Annotated in this window: 17 protein-coding genes; 10 read left to right on the plus strand and 7 right to left on the minus strand. The window is 65.3% G+C overall.

Annotated elements, in window-relative coordinates:
* Positions 1-6 precede the first annotated feature (6 nt).
* Together ACFQZZ_RS14175 and ACFQZZ_RS14180 are read left to right on the plus strand one after the other, a co-directional pair.
* Positions 7-414, plus strand: coding sequence for a hypothetical protein (locus ACFQZZ_RS14175; RefSeq protein ID WP_378679440.1), 408 nt, complete (start codon positions 7-9; stop codon positions 412-414).
* A 590-nt stretch (positions 415-1,004) separates the two neighbouring features.
* The gene (locus tag ACFQZZ_RS14180; RefSeq protein WP_378679443.1) at positions 1,005-1,400 is read left to right on the plus strand and encodes a hypothetical protein; all 396 of its coding nucleotides are present in this window, start codon (positions 1,005-1,007) and stop codon (positions 1,398-1,400) included.
* Positions 1,401-1,416: 16 nt separating this feature from the next.
* Here the strand turns inward: ACFQZZ_RS14180 and ACFQZZ_RS14185 are convergent, their stop codons facing one another.
* Positions 1,417-1,647 (minus strand): HAD family hydrolase, encoded by a 231-nt coding sequence (locus ACFQZZ_RS14185; protein WP_378679446.1) that lies wholly within the window; start codon positions 1,645-1,647, stop codon positions 1,417-1,419.
* A gap of 1,376 nt (positions 1,648-3,023) precedes the next feature.
* On the opposite strand from ACFQZZ_RS14185, the gene ACFQZZ_RS14190 reads away from it, so the two are divergent.
* Together ACFQZZ_RS14190 and ACFQZZ_RS14195 are read left to right on the plus strand one after the other, a co-directional pair.
* Entirely contained in the window at positions 3,024-3,524 is a 501-nt protein-coding gene (locus ACFQZZ_RS14190) for a hypothetical protein (RefSeq protein WP_378679449.1), read from the plus strand.
* Positions 3,525-3,964: 440 nt separating this feature from the next.
* A complete protein-coding gene (locus ACFQZZ_RS14195; RefSeq protein ID WP_378679452.1) occupies positions 3,965-4,855 on the plus strand; it encodes a tyrosine-protein phosphatase in 891 nt (296 codons plus the stop codon).
* A 103-nt stretch (positions 4,856-4,958) separates the two neighbouring features.
* Here ACFQZZ_RS14195 and ACFQZZ_RS14200 read toward each other — a convergent pair whose 3' ends face one another.
* Together ACFQZZ_RS14200 and ACFQZZ_RS14205 are read right to left on the minus strand one after the other, a co-directional pair.
* Positions 4,959-5,411, minus strand: a complete 453-nt coding sequence (locus ACFQZZ_RS14200; protein WP_378679455.1) for a DoxX family protein — start codon at positions 5,409-5,411, stop codon at positions 4,959-4,961.
* Positions 5,412-5,519: 108 nt separating this feature from the next.
* Positions 5,520-6,362: a sigma-70 family RNA polymerase sigma factor gene (locus ACFQZZ_RS14205; RefSeq protein WP_378679458.1), complete on the minus strand. Its 843-nt coding sequence runs from the start codon at positions 6,360-6,362 to the stop codon at positions 5,520-5,522.
* An 89-nt stretch (positions 6,363-6,451) separates the two neighbouring features.
* Here ACFQZZ_RS14205 and ACFQZZ_RS14210 point away from each other — a divergent pair, with 89 nt between their 5' ends.
* From ACFQZZ_RS14210 to ACFQZZ_RS14230, 5 genes are all read left to right on the plus strand, one after another.
* Entirely contained in the window at positions 6,452-6,793 is a 342-nt protein-coding gene (locus tag ACFQZZ_RS14210; protein ID WP_378679461.1) for a VOC family protein, read from the plus strand.
* A gap of 63 nt (positions 6,794-6,856) precedes the next feature.
* A complete protein-coding gene (locus ACFQZZ_RS14215) occupies positions 6,857-8,533 on the plus strand; it encodes a CocE/NonD family hydrolase (protein ID WP_378679464.1) in 1,677 nt (558 codons plus the stop codon).
* The gene (locus ACFQZZ_RS14220) at positions 8,530-9,930 is read left to right on the plus strand and encodes a M20/M25/M40 family metallo-hydrolase (RefSeq protein WP_378679467.1); all 1,401 of its coding nucleotides are present in this window, start codon (positions 8,530-8,532) and stop codon (positions 9,928-9,930) included. The genes ACFQZZ_RS14215 and ACFQZZ_RS14220 overlap by 4 nt, the downstream gene beginning before the upstream one ends.
* On the plus strand, positions 9,927-10,778 hold the full coding sequence (locus tag ACFQZZ_RS14225; protein WP_378679469.1) for an alpha/beta hydrolase: 852 nt from the start codon (positions 9,927-9,929) through the stop codon (positions 10,776-10,778). Before ACFQZZ_RS14220 ends, ACFQZZ_RS14225 begins: the two co-directional genes overlap by 4 nt.
* Before the next feature lie 9 nt (positions 10,779-10,787).
* The gene (locus tag ACFQZZ_RS14230) at positions 10,788-11,252 is read left to right on the plus strand and encodes a 6,7-dimethyl-8-ribityllumazine synthase (RefSeq protein WP_378679471.1); all 465 of its coding nucleotides are present in this window, start codon (positions 10,788-10,790) and stop codon (positions 11,250-11,252) included.
* A 1-nt stretch (position 11,253) separates the two neighbouring features.
* On the opposite strand, the gene ACFQZZ_RS14235 is transcribed toward ACFQZZ_RS14230, so the two are convergent.
* The 4 genes from ACFQZZ_RS14235 to ACFQZZ_RS14250 all read right to left on the minus strand — a co-directional run bounded on the left by ACFQZZ_RS14235 (position 11,254) and on the right by ACFQZZ_RS14250 (position 14,959).
* Positions 11,254-12,702, minus strand: a complete 1,449-nt coding sequence (locus ACFQZZ_RS14235; RefSeq protein ID WP_378679473.1) for a metallopeptidase — start codon at positions 12,700-12,702, stop codon at positions 11,254-11,256.
* Between the two features lie 145 nt (positions 12,703-12,847).
* Complete coding sequence (locus ACFQZZ_RS14240; RefSeq protein ID WP_378679476.1) at positions 12,848-13,792, minus strand: endonuclease/exonuclease/phosphatase family protein; 945 nt, start codon at positions 13,790-13,792, stop codon at positions 12,848-12,850.
* Positions 13,793-13,977: 185 nt separating this feature from the next.
* A complete protein-coding gene (locus ACFQZZ_RS14245) occupies positions 13,978-14,625 on the minus strand; it encodes a cysteine hydrolase family protein (protein ID WP_378679479.1) in 648 nt (215 codons plus the stop codon).
* 7 nt (positions 14,626-14,632) lie between these two features.
* Positions 14,633-14,959 carry a hypothetical protein gene (locus tag ACFQZZ_RS14250; RefSeq protein ID WP_328411211.1) on the minus strand — a complete coding sequence of 109 codons (327 nt, stop codon included), beginning with the start codon at positions 14,957-14,959 and terminating at the stop codon, positions 14,633-14,635.
* Between the two features lie 120 nt (positions 14,960-15,079).
* Here ACFQZZ_RS14250 and ACFQZZ_RS14255 point away from each other — a divergent pair, with 120 nt between their 5' ends.
* A complete protein-coding gene (locus ACFQZZ_RS14255; protein WP_378679483.1) occupies positions 15,080-15,418 on the plus strand; it encodes a winged helix-turn-helix transcriptional regulator in 339 nt (112 codons plus the stop codon).
* Positions 15,419-15,423 lie beyond the last annotated feature (5 nt).

Here is a 15,423-nt window from a genome sequence, read left to right on the forward strand (position 1 = left end):
GGGCCAATGGTTCGGGTCAAGCTGCTGGTGGATCCGTCCGATGCGGACGCCACACCGTCCGACGCGGTGAGCACGTCGACCGGCAGAAATATCCAGATGTTATGGACATGGTTCGTTCGTCCCAAACACCCGACGTCAGCGTTGCTGCTGACCGCACACCTGGAGGTCCCGCTCAGCGACGGCCATGTGATCAGCAACGACATCTCGCTCACAATCCCGGTGCACCGCACTGCCGCCTATACCGCAGGACAAATCTTCACCAACTGGGCTACCTGGTCGGCGATTGCCGTGAGCGCGATCGGAGTAGCCGGCTGGCTGCTGCGTCGGCGACATACCAAGCTGGAGCCGGCCACCGTCCTGCCGGCACGACCGCAGACAGCAGACCGGAAATCCGGTCGAAAGCGGAAGAGGTGAAGGACCTTCCGCATTCATGCATTGAATCTTCCCGCGTGGTACGCCAGAGTCTGCGGCAGTGGGACTCGGTGCCCGCTGTGCGGAGCCTCGACGAACGGCTCTACGACTGGCACACCACGGTGAACTCGCTAGTCGGCTAGATGTGGCGTATCAGCACGTTTGTCGTCGGAGACTTCATTTTCGAGTAGCCGTTACTCTACGGCGGCGCTGGCAGCTCGGGGACACTGGACTTGCGCATTTGCAAAGCACACCAAAGGGCACACGGAGGATCGGGGAAACTCTTGGATACAGAGAGGGAACGCGAACCCGAAGACACCATGGACTCAGAATCGCCGCCGTCGACGTCGGCGAACACCCATGGATCGGCGGCTGAAGCAGCTGCAAGCTTGGAACGAGAGGTGAAGGTCGCTACCCGCAATGGCCGATACGCCCTGATTGCCGCACTGTGCGCCGCAATAGTGTCCAGCGCGGTCTCGGCCGGGTCGGCGGTCTACGTCAGCAGAAATCAGCTGGACCGCAATTCGAGCCTCGCTGCGGCGCAGATCGTGCGATCCGACCGTCAGAAGGCCTACACGGACGTTCTCACCACAGTGACCGACACCGCAGCAGGACTCAGCGGCATCGAGGCTGCCTTGAAACGGATTCCGCCGAATGGTGAAAACATCCGGTCGACCACCTACGACTACAGCGTGAAGATGCAAACAGCCGCAAAGGCCTTGAACATGGCCTTGCTGGTGGGCAGTGAGGAAATGGCGCCGATCATCGAAAGATTGGCTGGGCCGATGAACGCGTTCCAGAACGACCATCTCGGCCCGTTCGCCCACGAGCATTTCACGCCGGTCGGGTTCGACAAGGGTGAAAATCTCGAGGCGATGCTGCGAGACGGCCCGGCGTTGATCACCGAGATCGACCGGGCGTTCGACACCACGCTCCGCTTCCAGGCTGATTTTGTTGTACAGGCGCGACGAGACCTGGGACTCGGCTGACTTCGGGTGCGAGACGCTAGATGGGATTGTTCTCGGCGCCAACGATTCCTGGAAGCTCATTGAGGTCGCTGATCTGCCAGTCCGACAGCTCAGCGACCTCGGGCTTGTCCCGGTGGATCCAGCCCCAAGGGCCGCGGCGCAGGTAGGCGGTCCGCATCCCAATGTGCTTGGCCGGAGCCACGTCGTTGTCGATCCGATCGCCGACATAAACGATGTCCGATGCTGGATGTCCAGCGGCGTCGATCACCTTGTCGAAGAACTCCAGTGCGGGGTTTCTGCACGCCCCAGTCGTCTGACGTCGCGATGAAATCGGTCGGCAGCTAGCTGTGGTCACTATCGACATCTCACCCATGACCCGAAATGGCCGGAGCGGGCGACGGATCTTACGGTTTTTGTCGAAGAAGGTAACCGTGTCGCTACCGCGCGCGGCATAGACGGACCCAGCACGCGTACCTGCTCTCCCCGGGATAACACTCGTCCATCGGCGCGTTGGGGTCGGTGCACATTCGGTCCGGCTGGTTGACAAAGTGATACGGCGAAGTTGAATCCGCAGCCGCTGGTCCAACGCCGATCCACGCTAGGGCCGCTGCCGTTGCGATCGCAAATCCGTAAACCGTGGTCACCTCGATCATGTTGCTCCCCCTCGTTTCGACCGAACAGGACAGCGTATCAATGGGATTCGGATCTGTCCGCGCCGAGCGACAATCGCTACTTCCCCGCGAAGGCAAGTGACCAAGTCGACCGATGCGGCTCCTGACTCAGACCAACACCTGCATGCGCGCGGGCATGGAGTCGTGTAGCGCCCAAACTTGTTCTGTGGTAGCGCAGTACACCTTCTGCTTGCCCATCGGCGGGTCGGTGTGGACCGTGGCGTCGATGAAGACCCACCGGCCAAGGGTGGCAATGACTTTCGCATACCCAAGGCGGCCGATGTGGGCTAGGATCGTGAGTGGGAGTTATCAAACATATGGGAGGGAATCACTGTGCTGCGCAAAATAACCTTCGCCGTGACTGCGGCGGCTGCAGCTCTGACACTGCTCGCAGGCCCGGCGGAAGCCAGGCCGGACTGGGCGCATTATTGGCACAAGTTTCCAACGGCCAAGAAGTGCGAAGAAGAAAGGAAACGGGAAGAGGCCAGCGGGACCCGAGTAAGCGCCAACTGCGAGTACGACGGGGGCGGTAGCTATCAGTTCTGGACGTAACGTATGACCGGGCCAGGTGACCACGACTGAGCCGTCGTCGAACTCCCGTGCGAGCGTATGCCATTTCGCGTTCGCGCGGGAGTTTGTCTGGTTCATGTGGTTCCGCTGAGTCCGAATGGGTCTGGCGGTGCCGAACTTCGCGACCATGGATCTCGCTCCGAGAGGTGGTGGCGAGCGGGTACTCACACACGATCAGGCAGTGAGCGCAACGGTTCTCAACGAGATCCTGACCGAGTACGAACTCGACAGTTCCGCATGCTGGCCGTGATGGCCGATCTCGCTGCGGAACTTGTTCTTCGAGGTCAGACGCCATTTCAAGCGGATAGTTCCGGGTCAGTCCCGACGATCGCGAGCACCGTCCACTAGCGCGGCCATCAGTCGAAACACAAAGGCGCAGGGCTGGTCTCGTAGAATTCCGAGTATGGCCGATGGTTGGGAGATCGCGAACGCACTGGGAACCATCGTGGGCGCCACAGGGACCGTGGTTGCCGTGGTCGTGGCCCTGGGCATATCCATCAGGGACGGCCGCGCTATCAGAGCTCAGCGCAATGATGATCTAGCCGCGCAAGCCCGCAGCGTGGTTTCAGAGGTGCCATCGGCAGAGCTGATACGGATCAGCAATCACAGCAGAGAGCCAATACTCTCGGTCTGGATCACGGCTCTGAACGCTCGGCTCGACCGCGCAGACGGAACTCAGCAGCACTACCAAGGCAGTGCCAGTCCGGACCTGAACGGCGTGGTGGCACCGGGAAGCGGTTGGGACGTATCGGTTTCCCTTCACAACGTCGCGGCTCCGAGCCAATCATTACGACCAGCCGATGACGAGAAGTGGCACGTGGAGGTGACATTCCGCGTTCTCGATGCCGGTGGAACATGGTGGGAGCGCGTCGACAATGGGCCGCCGAAGCGCGTCCGCAACTAGGACTCCGCCGCAGTAACGGCGGGCATTTTCACCCTGCCCCTCGGGCTCGGCCTCGCGGTCGGCGTCGTCGAGTCGCGGCGGTTGGCCGAGCGATTCGATGTGGTGGTCGATCCGGTCGACAAGACCTTCACGATCCGCCGATGACAGGTCGGCGGACAAGTTCACTCACTCGAACATCGAGATCCGCCAGTACTACGTCGGGACCTCGCGAATGAACGCACTGCCTCGTGCAGAGATGGACGAGTCATTTCCGGCCTGCTCGACGGCCTCACCATGCGTCAGGCACAAGCGCACTCAACCTTCCTGCGACAGACCGAATCCCGGTGATCGGAAAGGGAATCCTGTTGAACGGGAACAGAATCCCGGTGAGCGGGGCCGTTGCGGCGAAAGCATAGGGAACCGCTGACGACACCGCGACCGGAGTCCTACTGTCCCGCGCCATGAAGATTTCCATTATTTCTTTGATTACCGCCGCCCTTGCGACATTCGCGCTTACCGCGACCAGTTCGCCACCCACGGCGATTGCCGACCCGACGGTGTCGGCGGTGGCCGCGCGGATCGAGTTGCAGGGGGCGGTGAATGTTCGGGATATCGGCGGATATCGCACGTATGACGGGGCGAAGGTCAAGTCCGGTAAGGCTATTCGTGCCGATTCCCTGGACAAGCTTACCGATGCCGACGTCCAAAAGCTGGGCACACTGAACCTGAAGGCGGCTATCGATCTGCGGACGCCCGCGGAGGTGCAGTTCTCGGGGCCCGACAAGCTGCCCGTAGGGGTGCAGCGGGTGGCGCGGCCGATTGATGACACCGGATTGTTCCAGCAGATGCTGCAGGCAATTCAGTCTCGCGATCCACAGCGCCAGGAGGAGTTGCTCGGGAACGGGCGGGCCGAGGAGATCATGGCGGGGGTTTATCGGAGCTTCTTCACCGCGGACTCGCTGGCCAAGTTCGGGCAGACGGTCAAAGATCTCGCGGCGACCGATAAGGCCACGCTCTATCACTGCACCGCGGGCAAGGATCGGACCGGCTGGGTGACCTACGTGGTCCTGCGGGCGGTCGGCGTACCGGAACACACTGCGCGCCAGGACTATTTGCTGTCGAACCAGTACCGGGCCGCGGCGGATGCGAAACTGCGCGAGGATGTGAAGCGGGCAGGCCTGATGCAGAACCCCGACCTGCTGATTCCGTTGCAGGAAGTTCGTGACGCATATCTGGAAACCGCGGTCGACAAACTGGAAGCGGATTACGGAGATTTCGGAAAGTTTCTGACCCAGGGGCTCGGCCTCGACGGCAGAACCATCCTGCAACTGCGCAAGAACCTCGTCAGCTGACATACTCGGAATTCGTTCGGGCCCATCCACTTCGGCGGATGGGCCCGAACGGCGTCGGGTCAGTTGGGCCATTCTCGCGCGCGGGCACACGCCGCGGGCTTGTTCACGCGACCGCGGGCACCCGCGCTGTCCCCGCGCCCGGCGCCTGCGATTCGACTACCCGCCCGAGTCCGCGGAAGACCGGCACTCCGAGCTTGCGACTCGCAGGCCGCAGCCCCCACGACACCACGGCGCACACCGCGAAAAAGCTGGTGTAGAACAGGTGGTTCGCGCCCGAGCCGTGCGCGATGTGCGACGCCAGCGCCCCGGTCAGATCGAAAAATGTGCCCGCGTATGCCCACTCCTTCACCAGTGGGAACCGTGGCGCCGCAATCGTCAAGGCGCCGAGCACCTTCCAGACGCCCAAAATGGTCATGACGTAGGTCGGGTATCCCAACTCGGTCATACCGCTCGCGGTGTCCGCTCGGTGTATCAGGTCGGCGACACCGCCTGAGGCCAGAATGAAGACCGTCACCGCGGTCGTGGTCCAGTATCCGATCGATCGTGCGTTGCTCACGGTGGCTCCTCGCCTCGCTCCTCCGGCGCGAGTGTGTTCTGCGCCGTCACACCCCTGACCGTTCGCACGGCCCAGATGTGACAGCGCAGGTCACAGCCGAGTCCAGCCCTACTGGACTTCGAGCTCCATCAGTCCGAGCGTCTCCGCGTCGGCCAGCAGGTCGATCGCGACGATCCGGCCATCGGACACGGTGAAGTCGAAGACCACCCGTGGCGTTCCGCCCACTGCCCACACCGCGCCCGCCCGGCCATCGATGAGCGCCAGTTGCGCCGCCTTGGCCCGGCCGGAGAAGGTTTCCGCCACGGCGCCCGCACCGAGCGCCCCCACCGCACCGGTGGCCATGGCGGCGGCATCGACGCGCAACACCACGTCCGGATCCAGCAGCGTGAGCAACCTTTCGAACTCCCCGCTGCGCGACGCCGCCAGAAACGCGTCGACGACCTCGCGTTGCCGATCACGGTCGGACGCGGCCCGTGCACCCTGCACCCGCCGCCGCGCCCGGCTCGCCAGTTGCCGTGCGGCCGCGGGTGTCTTGCCGACCATCGGGGCGATCTCGTCGAATGGGACCGCGAACATGTCGTGCAGGACGAACGACAGCCGCTCCGGCGGCGCGAGGGTGTCGAGCACCACCAGCAGCGCGAGCCCGATCGAATCGCCGAGCAGCGCTTGCTGTTCCGGACCATCGGTCGCCTGCGGCGGCTCGACGTCGTCGAGTGGCTCCTCGCGCCGCGTTTTACGGGACTGGAGCATGTTCAGGCAGACCCGCGCCACCACGGTCGTCAGCCAGCCACCCAGATTGTCGATCTCGTCGGCGTCCGAGCGACTGAGCCGCAGCCACGCTTCCTGCAGCGCATCGTCGGCTTCGCTGCCCGAGCCGAGCATCCGGTACGCCACCGCGAGCAGGTGCGTCCGATGCTCTTCGAAGCGCTCGGCAAGAAAATTCTCGTCCATCTGTCACATTCTCCCGATTCGGTCGGTCAAGTAGACGAACCGGAGCGAACACCGGGGAATCCGCTAGGCAGCGAACAGAGGAGCCGATTATGACCACAGGACTGCAGACCATCGTGTACCCCGTCACCGACCTCGTCAAGGCGAAGAGCCTGTTCAGCGCGTTGTTCAGCGCGGAGCCGATCGCCGACACCCCGTACTACGTCGGCTACCGAGTCGCGGGCCAGGACATCGGCCTCGACCCGAACGGCGCGAAGAAGGGCATGACGGGACCCATCGGCTACTGGCACGTCGAGGACATCCACAAGCACCTCGCGGCCCTGGTCGAAGCGGGCGCGGCAGCCGGGCAGGAGCCGACCGACGTGGGCGGCGGCAAGCTCATCGCCACGATCACCGATGCCGACGGCAACGTCATCGGGCTGATGCAGCCATGACCGCGACCGACACCCCGCTTCCTGGGGCTGGACAGCCGACCTGAAGCAGTCGATAGTGCTCGGGTGAATGTGGGTGCAGTGTTGCTACGTGCGTTGGCCGGGGTGCTGTTGATACTCGGGGTTGTGGCGCCGGTGTCGGTCGCCGAGCCGGCAGGGGTGCCGTTCACGTGGTCGCAGACCTATCTCACCGCGCCGGACGGCACCCGGCTGCACGCGGACATCATGCGCCCGGCCGGGATTTCCGAGGACACGAGGACGCCGGTGGTCCTCACCGTGAGCCCGTATCGCGCGCATCTGGCCTACCTCAGCCACCCGCGTCTCGAGGACGGTCCGTCGATCGAGAACCTCCCCGTCGATATGTTCGTGCAGGCCGGTTACACCTACGTCATCGTCGACCTGCGCGGGTTCGCCGGGTCGTCGGGATGTCCGGATTACGCTGGGCCCGGGGAACGTTCGGATGTCACCACCGCAGTGGAGTGGGCGGCGAGCCAGCCGTGGTCGACCGGCAAGGTCGGCATGGTCGGCGTCTCCTACGAGGCGCGGACCGGGATGATGGGGCTGGCCGCCAAGCCGAAGGGACTCGCCGCGGTCGGCGCGTTCGCGGCGACGGTCGATCCGTACAGCTACCTGTATATGCAGGGCGTGTCGTGGAAGTTCTCCGGTAAGCCGGTCACCGAGAACGGAATCCGCCCTGCCGACCAGGTCGGCCTGGAGCACCTGCTCATCGCCACTACTCCGGGCCGCTGGGACGACTCCCCCGAGTACCGGGCCAACGCCGTGCAGATTTCGCCGGAGTGTTACGCGCAATACCAGGCCAACACCGCCGACCACAACGCCAACTCCGAGTTCTGGCGCGACCGCGATCTGGTCGACAGGTTGCGCGGCAACACGATTCCGCTGTTCCTCAGCCAAGGATTCCTCGACTACAACACCAGGGCCTACCGCGTGTTCGATGTGTGGAACGCGCTCGGCCCCGGCGAGCACCGGGCCTGGTTCGGCCAATGGGGTCACAGCGACTGCCACGAGAGGTGCGGCACACCGAATTTCGACGCCGAACTGCTCGCGTTCTTCGACAGGCATGTGGCGGGCCGCGATGTGGAGGTGCCGGGGCCGCGCATCAGGGTCGGCCAGTTCGACGGCGCCTGGCGCTCCGAAACATCCTGGCCGCCGAAGGACGTACAGCGGTTCTCGGTCGATCTGCGCACCGGCGTCTACACCGACAGGGGCATAATCCCCGGGCCCGATCGCGAGATCTGGTCGGTCTCCGAACCGTTGGCACAAGACCAGCATCTGTCCGGCATCCCGACGGCGTCGCTACGGCTGACCGGTCCCGCGTCTGCCACCGCCACAGTCGAGCTGTACGACATTGCCCCCGACGGGCGCGCCACCGTCATCACCCGCGGCATCGCACCGGTGTCCGAAACCGCCGAGATCAGGATGCTGGCCCAGGATTGGCCGCTGCCTGCCGGACACCGAATCGGGGCACGGATCACCGACGTCATCGACGATGTCTGGTCGCACGCCCCCGCCAACGCCATGGTCACCGTGACCGCGGCCCGGCTCGAACTACCGCTGCTCAGCGCGCAGCGCCGACCCGACCTGTCGGGCGGGCTCAGCGAGAACCTGGTCAAATGGCGCGCCGAGAAGACCATCACCCTCGGCCCCGATGTGTTGAACAATGCAACGGTGCCCATGAATCTGCCGCCGATCAGCGCACCGACCGACACCGGTGATCGATGACCGCCAACGCCGCACGGACCGACCCAACGGCAGTCGGCGCACTGGTCGCCGAGCGGTTGGCGCAGGCGCTGCGCTGCGTCACGGTGTCCGCCGAAGACCCCGCCGACGATGACCCCGAATTCACCCGATTGGGCGAGCATCTGGAGCGGTCCTTCCCGCTCGTGCACGCCGAACTCGAGTTGGAGCGGTTCGGCCACAGCAGGCTCTACCGGTGGGCGGGCACCGAGCCCGACAGGGTGTCGGCGATCCTGCTCGCCCACCAGGACGTGGTGCCCGTCGGCGACCCACCGCGCTGGACGCATCCACCGTTCGCGGGCGTGGTCGACGACGAGTTCATCTGGGGTCGGGGCGCCATCGATGACAAGAGCCGTCTGATGGCCATCCTGGAGGCGGTCGAATCCGCGCTCGCGGCGGGTATCCGGCCCGAACACACCATCTATCTGGCCTTCGGGCACGACGAGGAGGTGTTCGGCGACCAGGGCGCGGTCCAGATGGCACGACGGCTGCGTGACGCGGGCGTGCGTGCGGACCTGCTGCTCGACGAGGGTGGCGTGATCACCGAAGGCGTCGCCGACGGCGTGGACCTGCCGGTGGCCTCGATCATGTTGGGCGAGAAGGGCTATGCCACGGTCCGGTTGTCGGTGTCGGAGGTGGGCGGGCATTCGTCCATGCCGGGCCGCCAGACCGCCGTAGGCCGCATCGCCCGCGCGGTGAGCCGCGTCCAGGACCATCCGATGCCGTTGCGACTGATTCCGCTGGTGTCCGACATGCTGGCCAGGCTGCGACATGTCATGCCGGACTCGCGTCGTCGCCTGCTCGGACTCGCAGGCCTGGCCGCACCGGTGATCACCCGGGTGATGGCGGCGACGCCGCAGACCGAGGCGCTGGTGCGCACCACGACCGCGCCGACAGTGATCCGCGGCGGTGTGAAGGCCAACGTGCTGCCGCAACAGGCCGAGGCATTGGTGAATTTCCGCATTCTGCCCGGTGATTCCGTGACCTCGGTGCTCGCACACTGCCGAAAGGTCGTGCGCGACGCGGGGGTGCGCATCGAGCTGGTCGGGATGTCCTCGGAACCGACTCGCCCGGCCACGCCGGGCGCCGGGTTCGAGCTGATCGCCCGGCTGGCCGAGGCCGTGGTTCCCGGCATCGCGGTGACCACCGGGATCGTCCCCGGCGCCACCGATGCCAGGCATTACGACGATCTCGCCACCGCGCGCTGCAATTTCGCGCCCATCATCCTGACGCAGGCCGACCTCGCGACGATCCATGGAACCGACGAGCGAATCTCCCTGGTGAACTACGCTCGGCTCATCGAGTTCAATCGGCGGCTGATCGACCATTTCGCGCACGCGTCGACCACTGTGCCGCCGCAGACGTCAGGAGCCGACACATGACATCCGACAGCCTCGAGTCCGCCACCGGTGAATTCGAAGGGCGTGGCAGCCGGGTCGCCTGGCGCGCCTGGTTGCCGGACACAGCCACACGGGCCGTGATCGTGCTCGTGCACGGGATAGCCGAGCACTCCGGCCGCTACGCGCACGTCGGAAAGCGCCTCGCGGCTTCCGGTTTCGCCGTCTACGCGCTCGACCACATCGGCCACGGCAAGTCCGCGGGCAGCAACGCGAACATCGGCTCGATGGACGGCGCCGCCGACAATGTCGCCTTCATGCTCGACCTCGCGGGCCGCGAGCATCCGGACATCCCGCGCTTTCTGATCGCTCATTCGATGGGCAGCCTCATCGTGCTGCACCTGGCCACCCGCGCACCGATCGATGTCGCGGGCATCGTGCTGTCGGCCCCGCCGCTGGATATCCCGATCGGCAACCCGGTGCAGCGCCTGCTCGCACCGGTGCTGTCTCGCCTGACCCCGAATCTCGGTGTGCTGAAGCTGGATTCGTCGATGATCAGTCGCGACCCCGAGGTGATCCGCGCCTACGACAATGATCCGCTGGTATTCCGAGGCAAACTCCCGGCCCGCACCGGCACCGAGATCCTGAACACCACGGCACTGGTCAAGGGGCGGCTGGACAAGCTCACCGTGCCACTGCTGGTGCTGCACGGCACCGCGGACGCTATCGCCGCGCCGTCCAGCTCCACCCTCATCGAGGAGGGTGCCGGCTCGAAGGATCTCACCGTGATCCGCTACGACGGGCTCTATCACGAGATCTTCAACGAGCCCGAGCAGGACAAGGTGCTCGGCGACGTCGTGGACTGGCTGGAAGCGCACGTTACCGGGAAGTAGGATCCGACCATGGGCACTACCACCGGATCCGTCGCTTTCATTCGCGCCATGTGGCACAGCTCGATCGTCGGCAAGGCGTACGAGGGTTTCACCGCCGAGTACGCCGACCTCGGCTTCGATCCCGCCACCGTCGACGTCTTCGAGGTACCCGGCGCGTTCGAGATCCCGCTGCACGCCAAGCGCCTGGCCCGCAGCGGGCGGTACGCGGCGATCGTCGCGGCGGCGCTGGTCGTCGACGGTGGCATCTACCGGCACGATTTCGTCGCCTCCGCGGTAATCGACGGTCTGATGCGGGTGCAGCTCGACACCGACGTGCCGATCTTCTCGGTGGTGCTCACCCCGCATCATTTCCACGAGCACAGCGAGCACGTCAGCTACTTCACCGAGCATTTCGTGACGAAGGGAGCCGAGGCCGCTCGCGCGATGGCGACCACCCTCAGCTCCCTGCGTGCACTGCCCGCCGCGGCGCAGTGACCTACTTGTAGTTCGTCAGGCAGGCGGACTCGCCGTCGAGGACGCCCATCCGGAACGCCTCCAGCCGCTGGAAGCCGCCTGCCACCACCTTGCCGTCCACATCACCGGCGACCAGGCCGTCGGCCAGCAGGCCGGAGACCGCCTCGTCGAGATCGTTGGCCGACAGGTGCGGATCGCTGGTCGGCTCGCTCAGCTCGGTGGTCACCACGCCGGTCAGGCATGCGGTGCGAAGTCCCGCCGTAGCGGCACCGGTCAGCGTGAGTTTGCGATCCTGTTGCACCGCAAGGACATAGCGCGAGATGAACATCGCGAAGGCGTTGTAGTCGCCGTCCACCACCGCCGAGAGCGGCTCGTCGGCGCCCGTCATCGGCCCACCGCGTTTGGCGAGGGCGGGCACATCGGTGCCGATCTTGCCGGAGCTCGGGCAGTACGACACCGGTTCGGTGGTGGTGACCTTCGAGCAGTTGCGCCCCACGCCCGCGTAATCGAACTGCGGCGGCTCGGAGAGCGGGAAGATCTTGCCGAGCGCCTGGCTCAGACTGGTCAGCGACGCCACGTCGACCGGAAGCTGCTGATTCTCTTCGTCTTCCTCGAAGGACTTCGGCAGCTTCCCGCGCCGCTCGTTGATCTCGCCCTTATTGATCTTCTTGCAAGCCTGCGTCCCGTCGGTGTAGCCGATCTGCACGGCGGTCACTCGCTCGAACGCGGAACCGTGCACGTTCTTCGGATTGTCCGGATCCTGGTCGCGCACCGCGACCGTCGCGCCGAGCACCGCGTTGAGTCCGTCGGTCGTGTTCAGCGTGAAATGCGCCGAATTGCCTTCCGCCACATGACGGAGGAAGACCCCCGCCAAACAGTCCGCCTGCTGCTCCTTGACCAGCGCCGAGGTGAAGAAGCCCGCTATCTTGGCCTGCCCCTGGATGGCGTGGCCGTACTCGTGCGCGAGCACCATCACCACCGCCATCTCGCTGAATTTGTCCTTCAGCTTCGGCAGCAGCACGCCGCGGTCCCAGCCGATGGTGTGGTCGAGGCCGCAGTAGGCCGCGTTGACCACGTGATAGGTGCTGGACTTACAGAAGGTGATCGCCTGCTCTTTCGGCGCCTTGGCATCCCATGAGAGGTATCGGCTCACCGGCTTGAAGGTGCCGGGAAAGGTCTTGCCGTACTCGGTCTTCCAGTAGTCCTCCAGGTCGGCGATGGTGTTGAGGGCGAGCTTGTCGATCGCTCCCCCGTCGCCGTTCTCCGCGGTGAGTGACGTGTCCGGCACACCATTGCGGGGTCCGTTCGGCCCCGTGGAGGAGGCCGCCCCGGCCAGCTCCCATGGGTTGTCGGCGCTGCTGCCCGCCACGTTCTGAGCGCGTCCGCCCGTATCGCTCGCACATCCGGTCAGCGCGGCGCCGACCATCATCAGCACGGCGACCGCCCCGAAACGCAGCCGTGTTGTCTTCATCAGGTTCCTCCCCGAATCCCGGGACTCGTCCTCCGAGTCCGCCCCTCCGGCCGGGGTCGCAGACGCGCGGCCATCGAGCGTTCCCATGGTAATCGCCGCGGGCGCGCCCTGTGTATACGCCGCGGGACGAGAACGCAACGCGCCGTTATCCGTTCAGCCGTACCCTGGCGATCATGGCCCGGTGGTCGGACCCCGGCACGCTCACCGTGCGCACCTCGTCGGCGGTCGCGTCGGCGACCAGGATGTGGTCGATGCCGATCACCGGGCCCCACCGGTAATCGCTCGGATAAGTGGGCAGCGGGCCCACGCCAGCCTGCTCGGCGGCCGTAGCGAAGCGCCCGCGCAGCAAGTCGCGAAAGGCCGAATGATCGCGCGTCGCATTGAAATCCGCACCGACGATCGCCGGACCCTGCTGCGCGTCGAGGATGTCGCGGATGCTGCGCAGCTCCGAACTCCATGCGGGAAAGTCCACCGTCGGCGGAATCGGATGGAACGCGAACACCGCGACCGGCCCGGCCTGCGGGTGGTCCATCGTCGCCGACACATGGTTGAGCACGAAGCCGTCGTATTTCTCGGTGTCACGCAACGGGTATCGGCTGTAGATCCCGGTGCCGCCACCGCCGGAGGTCGGCTCGAGGTACTGATATGGCAGTGCGTCCGCGAGTCCCGCCGCCGCGAGCCTCGCGACCATGTCGGCGGTCAGCTCCTGCGTGGTCAGCACATCGACCCGATTGTCGTGTACCGCCCGCACCACCGCGGCGGCGTCGGCCTCGCCGAACAGCAGATTCGACTGCATCACAACGACTTCCGGCCCACTTGCGGCCCGCCCGTCCGGCACGAAGATCGGCAGCTGGGTCCACAGCACCGCGGCGACGAGCACTCCCGCGGCGGCGGCGCTGCGCCACCCTCGCGCGATCAGGAACAGCACCAGCCCGATGACGGCGCCGATCATCAGATACGACGCACCGGAAGCGACAAGCACGACCAGCCGCCGCTGCCACGATCCGAAGTAGAGAGCGATCCCGACGACCCCCACCGCCAGCGCGCACCACCCCACACCGAGCAGCGCCCGGTCCATCCATTTACGCATGCCTGGAACCCTAGGTGCGTTCGGTGCGGACAACGTGTCCGCCTCGTGGAGATTCGGTGTGGATACACGTCGGCTGGAAAACCGCAACGCCGCCGTGCTGATCGGACCACTGGTGGCCCGAGCTCAGCACGGCGGCGTCCTGCCGCGCGGACGTCGCCATCGGCGACGTCCAGCCCTGCCCGGCGTCAGTCGCGCGGACGACTCAATGCCGCGGTGAGCGTGGCGGTGTCGGTACTGAGCGTGCCTCCGGCGAACTCCAGTGTCGCGTGCGACCGTTCGGCAGCGGCGGGATGTCCCGCACCGCAGGCGTCGGTGACCACGACCGGGAAGTAACCCAGGTCCAGGCTGTGCCGGACGGTGGGTTCGATGCCGATCTCCATGGCGATGCCCGCGATCGCGTAGCTGTCGATTCCGCAATCGCGCAATGCGATATCCAGCGGCGTCGCCGCGAAGGCGGACATGGTGATCTTGTCGAAGACCATCTCATCCGGACCAGGGGTGAGCTCCGGTGCGAGCTCGAACTGGGGCGAACCCTGGGGGAAGCTGGAACGCACCTCGGCCGGGTCGTCCACCCGCTGCCATGCCATTGCCATGCGCAACTGGGACACCCCGGCGACGGGCGTGGGCAGCGACATGTGGCGGGTGTAGAAAACCCGGAACCCGTTCGCCCGCGCCGCATCTCGCAGCTGCACGCAGGCCTGGACGATCTTGTCGCCGTCCGGAATCTGGCTGACGATGCCGACCTGCATGTCGTAGATGATCAACGCCATGCGACTCGGGTCGCAGGCGTCGTCGAGGGTTTGCGGGATATCGAGACCGAATGCGCGTCTCATGGTGGACTCAGTTCGTCCGGTCGTAGGGCTCGGCGACGTCGACCTTCGGGTCCATCAGAGCCTCGAGCGGCAGCGGCGCCTGCACCGGAACGTAGGTCCATTCCAGGTAGCCGGCCTTGGTCAGCGGGAAGTCGGCGACGTACTTCTGTGCCTCTTCGACGCTGTCGACCTCGAACACGATGACCACACCCGGCTCGTCGGCGCGGGCGTAGTTCTCCCGCACGATGCCCGCCTTCCACAGCCGCCAGACATTGGCGACCTCTTCGGGCAGGTACGGGTTGATGGTCTCCATCGTCACACCGGGCTTGAAGCGGTCGAAAACGATGACCTTCATAGGATTTGGACTCCATGTCTGCAGAAGCTGATGCGGCACAGCCGCGGTACGTCCTCTATGAAACCTGGATGATTACAGTGTTACAAGAACGCACTTTTCAGTGAGTACCGGAGGCGAAAGATGGGTGTGCAGAAGCGCTACAACTGTGCGGTGGAGGTGACCGTCGACCTGATCGGCGGTAAGTGGAAGCCGGTGATTCTCGCCCAGCTCAAGAAAGGTGTACACCGCTACGGCGAGCTGCGCCGATTGATGCCTTCCACCAGTGAGAAAATGCTGATCCAGCAACTTCGGGAGCTCGAAGCCGACAATCTGGTGGAGCGGACGGTCTTCGACACCGTGCCGCCTCAGGTCGAGTACCGCCTGACCGAGGAAGGCTGGAGCCTGGTGCCCGTACTGACGGCCCTCTACGAGTGGGGCCGGAAGCGGGCCGATCGGGTGGACATCAAGCTGCCGGGCTGAGTGCA

Origin of the sequence: Nocardia sp. GCM10030253, from assembly GCF_042675075.1 — a bacterium.
Classification (GTDB): Bacteria; Actinomycetota; Actinomycetes; order Mycobacteriales; family Mycobacteriaceae; genus Nocardia.